Source organism: Eubacterium ramulus, assembly GCF_003122485.1.
Lineage (GTDB): Bacteria > Bacillota > Clostridia > Lachnospirales > Lachnospiraceae > Eubacterium_I > Eubacterium_I ramulus_A.
In genome coordinates, this window is the sequence record NZ_JRFU01000087.1 from 1 (window position 1) to 6,193 (window position 6,193).

A 6,193-nucleotide genomic window follows, 5' to 3' on the forward strand; every position below is an offset into this window, starting at 1 on the left:
GTACTCCCACTGAGAAAGACTTGTTATTACTCACCACTTGCAGAAGTGGAAGTCTTCTCGACTGAGACAAATTATCTTATTATTTAATCTGGCCTGCCAGTGCTTCTTTTGCTGCTGCGATCGCATCCGGGATTCCTGCCGGATTCTTTCCACCCGCCTGAGCCATATTCGGACGTCCGCCGCCGCCACCGCCAACTTTTGCAGCAATTGCTTTGATCAGATTACCTGCATGTGCACCCTGTTTCATTGCGCCGCCAGTTGCCATAGCTACCAGACTTACTTTTCCTTCGTTCGCAGATGCCAGAACAACAACACCCTCACCAAGTTTCTCTTTTAACTGATCGCCCAGATCACGAAGTCCGTTCATATCAACGTTCTCCAGTGCGCTTGCCAGAAGTTTCACACCGTTTACTTCTTCTACGCGATCCATAACATCGCCAAGTGCATCCTGAGCAGCTTTGCTCTTTAAGGACTCGTTCTCGCTGTGAAGTTCTTTCACTTCTGCCTGAAGATGAGTGATCTTTTCTGTCAGACCTGCTGCATTTGTTTTCAGTAATGCTGCTGCCTCGTTGATGATCTCCTCAAGTTTGTCATAGTAAGCATATAATGCATCAGAAGTCAGTGCCTCGATACGTCTTACACCTGCTGCGATACCGGACTCAGACACGATCTTGAATGCGGAAATCTCGCTAGTATTTGCAACATGAGTACCACCACAGAGTTCGGTAGAAAAGTCACCCATTTTTACCACACGGACGGAATCACCGTATTTCTCACCAAACAGTGCCATCGCACCTGTTTTCTTTGCTTCTTCCAGACTCATGATGCTTGTCTCAACCGGAAGTGCCTCTGCGATCTTCTCATTTACGATGGTCTCAACCTGTTTTAACTCTTCCTCTGTCATAGCAGAAAAATGAGAGAAGTCAAAACGCAGACGATCCGGATTTACATCAGAACCTTTCTGCTCTACATGAGAACCAAGTACGTTACGCAGGGCTTTCTGCAGTAAGTGAGTTGCACTGTGGTTCTTTGCGATCAGAGAACGTCTTTTTGCATCTACTTCCAGAGTAACTGTATCACCGACTTTGATCATACCTTTTGTCACACGGCCAATGTGTCCGACTTTACCGCCAAGCATTTTTACAGTATCTTCTACACGGAACTCACCCTCTGCAGTACGGATATAACCGGTATCAGCGGTCTGTCCACCCATAGTTGCATAAAATGGAGTCTCCTTTACAAAAATGGTACCTGCTTCACCATCAGTCAGTGCTTCTACGATCTCTGTCTCACTGGTCAGAACGGTTACCTCTGAATCATGGCGGAAACGGTCATATCCGATAAATGTTGTTGTAACAGACGGATCGATGGCATCATACACAGTTGCATCTGCACCCATATAGTTTGTTACTTTTCGTGCGTTACGTGCTTTGGTACGCTGTTCTTCCATGGCTGCCTCAAAGCCTTCCTGATCAATGGTAAAGCCTTTTTCTTCCAGGATTTCTTCGGTCAGATCTACCGGAAATCCGTAAGTGTCATACAGACGGAATGCATCTTCTCCGGAAAGAACTTTCTTCCCTTCTTTTTCCATCTCTGCCTGCATGTCAGCCAGGATTGCAAGTCCCTGATCGATAGTTTTATTAAATTTTTCCTCTTCCTGTGTCAGTACACGGAAAATGAATTCTTTTTTCTCTTCCAGTTCCGGATAACCGTCTTTGCTCTCGTTGATAACAGTTTTGCTCAGTTCTGCCAGGAACAGTCCGTCGATACCAAGCATTTTACCATGTCTTGCCGCACGACGGATCAGACGACGAAGTACATAGCCTCTTCCCTCGTTGGTCGGCATGATACCATCAGATACCATGAATGTAGCAGAACGGATATGATCTGTGATCAGACGGATAGATACGTCATCCAGTGCATCTGTCTGGTAAGTTTTGTGAGACATTTCACATACTTTATCACGGATTGCTTTCATTGTATCAATATCAAATACGGAATCTACATCCTGCATAACAACAGCCAGACGTTCCAATCCCATACCGGTATCGATATTTTTATTTTCTAATTCTTCGTAATTTCCTTTTCCATCACCGTTGAACTGTGTAAATACGTTGTTCCATACTTCCATAAAACGATCACAGTCACAGCCTACTTTACAGTCCGGGCTGCCACAGCCATATTTCTCTCCACGGTCATAGTAAATCTCAGAACATGGACCGCAAGGACCTGCGCCATGCTCCCAAAAGTTATCGCACTCCCCGTTTTCATCACGGTAAAAGCGTGTGATCTTCTCTGCCGGTACACCGACCTCTTTTGTCCAGATTTCAAATGCTTCCTCATCCTCTCCGTAAATAGACGGATACAGGCGCTCCGGATCTAACTCCAGAACTTTTGTTAAAAATTCCCAGGACCATGCGATTGCTTCATGTTTGAAATAATCGCCAAAAGAAAAGTTACCAAGCATCTCGAAAAAGGTCAGATGACGTGCTGTCTTTCCTACGTTTTCGATATCACCGGTACGGATACATTTCTGACAGGTGGAAACTCTGCGCTTCGGCGGAATCTCTGCTCCTGTAAAATAAGGTTTTAACGGTGCCATTCCTGCATTGATCAGCAACAGACTGTTGTCATTATGCGGGATCAGCGAAAAACTTTTCATAACAAGATGATCTTTGCTTTTGAAAAAGTCAAGATACATTCTTCGTAATTCATTTACACCATACTTTTTCACTCTCGTGTTCCTCCATCTATGTGTTTATTTTGAATATCTAATTCATTTATGCAATCACTGAAAACAGTTCAATTACACACTCTTATCATAATATCATAGCATTTCTTCCTTGTAAAGCGATGCATTATTTTATCTCATTTCCAATTCAGGCTAAAATAATTACTCTGGAAAAATGCATATTAGTTTTGAAAAAACAGGTAACTTATGCTAGTCGAAATCATATACTAAACTCCACCTAAGTTTGACTTAATTAAAGTACTTACTCCTTACCAGGCAAAAACTTTCCACGTTTTTTCATATGTATCATATTGTATACAAAGCCTTTGTTCTCCGGATTTGTGCGAAGCGACACCGGAATCGGCACACATCCACCTACCATGGACGCCAGAATCATCCAGCCCAGATTTTTCATCGGGAAGAAAATTAGTGAAAGTGCCAACGCCCCAAGCGGCTGCTGCAATACAGTTCCCAACAGTGCGCCTGTCACCAGCACCACACTGACGATCTCATTCGTATGAAAAATTGCTGCAAATCCATATCCGATGCTCAGTCCACTGAAAAGCATTGGAAAAAAATGTCCGCCTCTCCAGCCGGAAGCAATGCAGACATTTGTCAAAAACAGCTTCACCACACCGATTACGATCAACAGATACGGTGTAAATTTCAGATATTCATACTGCATAGTCTGAATATCACTGCCGCCAGAAAACATAGTCATCGGAAGTGCCGTTCCGATCAACCCAAGAATCAATCCACCAAGTACCGCATTTAAAACTGCCAGATTTTTCTCCCGCATTTTTCCAAAAAACCAGTTACTGATTTTCTGAAAGATCAGGAACAGATAACCTGCGGCAATCCCCACAATGATCAGAAGAACAACCGCCACTTTATCTCTCAACAGCAGTACACCGCCCTGCAAATGTGGTACAGACAGACATCTGCCAAAAATCAAATTCAACAGTTCATATACTGCAAGTCCGGTCAGACCTGCCGTCACACCTGCTGCGACCTGCTCTTTCCGCTTCCATTCAATTTTTCCTTTGTCGTATACAATCTGATCCGGTGGCAAAAATAGTCCTGCCGCCATCACCCGAAACAGTTCTTTATTCATAATATAAGGGTTTCCGGCAAGCAGCGTGTTCATCTTCCAGCGTGCCAGTCCGAACTGATCCATCGCCCAGCAGCAAAGTCCAAGCAGGAGACTAACCAGACCGGATTCCGGTCCTACCGCCCCGCCGAAAAATAACGACAGAAAGGACGCTGCCACGATCATCGGCAGTTTTCGATACGGATAAGTTCCAGTGTCCTTGACACGTTTCACAGAATCTGCCATCTGCTCCGGATACGGTCCGTATATCCTGTGAAACAGTCCAATCACCACTCCGCCAGCCAGACACATCAGAATCGTATAATACCAGGAATCTATGTATGCCGGAATCATTTCCCAGATGACTGTAATCCCTACATTTGCAATTTTCAGATACAGCCATACCAGACCGGCGATCACAGCACCTGTCAGTGCCGTAAAGCACAAAAACAGACCGCTGTTACTCATTTGTTTTCTCATTCTGTTATCTCATCCTCCAACAGATCACCACCGTCTGCCGCTGTTGTCGCAAGACGGTCACAACGTTCATTCTCCGGATGTCCGTCATGCCCTTTCACCCAGTGAAACGTTACCTGATGCGGTTCCATCGCCGCCAAAAGTCTGCTCCACAGATCTTTGTTTTTTACCGGAGATTTGTCTGATTTCTTCCAACCGCGTTTCAGCCATCCATCGATCCAGTGCTGATTGAAGGCATCCGTCAGATACTTAGAATCAGAATACAGTTCCACCTGACACGGTTTTACCAGAGCTTCCAGTCCCACGATTGCTGCCATCAGCTCCATGCGGTTATTTGTTGTCTTGCGGTATCCGGCACTTAATTCGCGTTCATGCAGTTTGCCTGTGGAATCAATAAACTGTAAAACGGCTCCGTATCCGCCCGGTCCGTCCGGGTTTCCCCGGGCAGCGCCATCGGTATATAATGTTACTTTCATAAATTTTATCCTTCCATAGAACGAATAATGCGGTTTGCTTCTTTATAAATATCAGCCGGCTCAAATCCGATAGAGAATTTCTGATCTTCATACAGGATTTTTCCGTTTACCATGGTCAGCTTCACGTTCTGTTTGCTTCCGCTGTATACAAGATTTTTCACGATGTTATTCTCTGGCTGCATGTTTGGCTGCTGCAGATCGATCATAATCAGATCCGCTTTCTTGCCTGCGGCCAGACGGTCACAGTTGTCCAGTCCCATAGCATGGGCGCCGCCTGTGGTTGCCATATATAAAATCTTGTCCGCGCTGATGCACTCCGCATCCATTTCACGCACCTTTGCAAGTGCGCTTGCCAGAAACATTTCCTTAAACATATCCAGACTGTTGTTACTTGCCGGTCCGTCTGTACCGATCGCCACCGGAATACCTTCCTCTACAAACCGTTTCAGTGGTGCGATTCCACTTGCCAGTTTCAGATTGGAAGCCGGACAGGTAACTGCGGTAAGCTGGCGTTTCTTAAAGATTTCAAAATCTTTATCATCAAAATATACACAGTGATATCCGCCGCCACCATACTCATACATGCCAAGTTCTTCTGTCAGCTGTGTCGGTGTCTTACCATAACGTTCCAGACACTCTTTCACCTCGTTCTGTGTCTCAGAATTGTGCAGGAATACCGGAGATTTGTATTTGTGCGCCAGATCTGCGATTTCTTTCATCAGATCCATTTTTGTGGTGTATTCCGCATGGAAACCGATCATGAAAGATGTCAGATCACTGGTCTCATTGACTTTCAGGTAATTCTCCTCAACCACTGCTGCGCTTCCGCCAAAACTGTTGACACCGGATACCTGTACTGCACGGAACCCACACTGTGCTGCCACCTGTGCATACACCGGCGGGAAATAACACATATCAAAACTTGTGGTGATACCACTGGTCAGATACTCCATGATACCAAGTACTTCCAATGGACGGATATTTTCGGTATCCAGCTTGTCCTCCTTCGGAAAGCACATCTGATATAACCACTCCTGCAGCGGCAAATCGTCCGCATAGGAACGTAAAAATGTCATATAGGTATGCGCATGGGCGTTTTTAAATCCAGGCATCAGCAGATTGCCTTTTACATCGATCTCACGCTCCCATACTGGCATCTCCAGTTTCAATTCGGCACAGATTTCCGCCGGTTTTTTGCTCTCTCCCACATAACGGATGGAATCTCCATTTACCCAGAGTTCTCCACGAATAATTTCAAACTGTTCCTGCTCATTTAACGTCAGGATTTTTGCATTATAAAAACGAATATTCATCTTCTTTCCTTTCTCATATTGTTTCTATATATTCAAGTCGAACGCACGTGAGACTTAGTGCGTGATTCTGGTCAGCGAAAGCTGACATATTCTTCTCAGAATCACT

4 protein-coding genes are annotated in these 6,193 nt (G+C 45.0%); all 4 read right to left on the bottom strand.

The window, feature by feature from the left end; genetic code table 11:
* Window positions 1-79: 79 nt before the first annotated feature.
* Window positions 80-2,734: an alanine--tRNA ligase gene (gene alaS / locus LG34_RS07730; protein WP_109215560.1), complete on the bottom strand. Its 2,655-nt coding sequence runs from the start codon at window positions 2,732-2,734 to the stop codon at window positions 80-82.
* Between the two features lie 259 nt (window positions 2,735-2,993).
* Window positions 2,994-4,301: a chloride channel protein gene (locus LG34_RS07735; RefSeq protein WP_109215561.1), complete on the bottom strand. Its 1,308-nt coding sequence runs from the start codon at window positions 4,299-4,301 to the stop codon at window positions 2,994-2,996.
* Complete coding sequence (gene rnhA / locus LG34_RS07740; RefSeq protein ID WP_109215562.1) at window positions 4,298-4,774, bottom strand: ribonuclease HI; 477 nt, start codon at window positions 4,772-4,774, stop codon at window positions 4,298-4,300. The genes LG34_RS07735 and rnhA overlap by 4 nt, the downstream gene beginning before the upstream one ends.
* Before the next feature lie 5 nt (window positions 4,775-4,779).
* Window positions 4,780-6,087 (bottom strand): amidohydrolase, encoded by a 1,308-nt coding sequence (locus tag LG34_RS07745; RefSeq protein ID WP_109215563.1) that lies wholly within the window; start codon window positions 6,085-6,087, stop codon window positions 4,780-4,782.
* Window positions 6,088-6,193 lie beyond the last annotated feature (106 nt).